The organism is Pseudomonas sp. PDM04 (assembly GCF_014851765.1).
Classification (GTDB): domain Bacteria; phylum Pseudomonadota; class Gammaproteobacteria; order Pseudomonadales; family Pseudomonadaceae; genus Aquipseudomonas.
Genome location: NZ_JACVAI010000020.1, coordinates 1 through 501, shown reverse-complemented (window position 1 = coordinate 501; position 501 = coordinate 1). Strand labels below are relative to the sequence as shown.

General features: G+C 64.3%; 1 pseudogene. It reads left to right on the top strand.

The features are described from left to right. A pseudogene (locus tag IB249_RS29575) lies at positions 1 to 501 on the top strand (RHS repeat protein); the annotation flags it as partial.

The following is a 501-nucleotide window of genomic DNA, read 5'->3' as shown; positions in this document are numbered from 1 at the left end:
GTTACGACAGCCTTTACCGCTTGATCGACGCCACAGGGTGGGAGGCCGGAGGCGTCGATCATGGGCCGGCGTCCAGGGTCGGCGCTGACCCCGCCATGCCCGGCAACTATCGCCAGACCTACCGCTACGACCGTGGTAACAACCTGCTGGAACTGACTCACGTCGGACCCCAGAACCATGGACATCGGTTGGTTGCCGACCGCCACAGCAATCGTTGCCTGCCGGTCCGCAACGGGATCGAACCCACGGAACAGGATTTTCGCGACAGCTTCGACGCCAACGGCAACCTGCGAGTGTTACACCCGGGACAGACGCTGAGCTGGGACCTGCGCAACCAGCTTCGCGAAGTGCGCCCGGTCGAGCGTGACAGCGGGCTCAGCGACAGCGAGCAATACGTCTACGGCGCCGACGGCCAGCGCGTGCGCAAAACCCGCTCGCTGCAAACCCACGCGCAATCGTTGCTGCTTGAAACGCTGTACCTGCCCGGCCTGGAAATCCGCA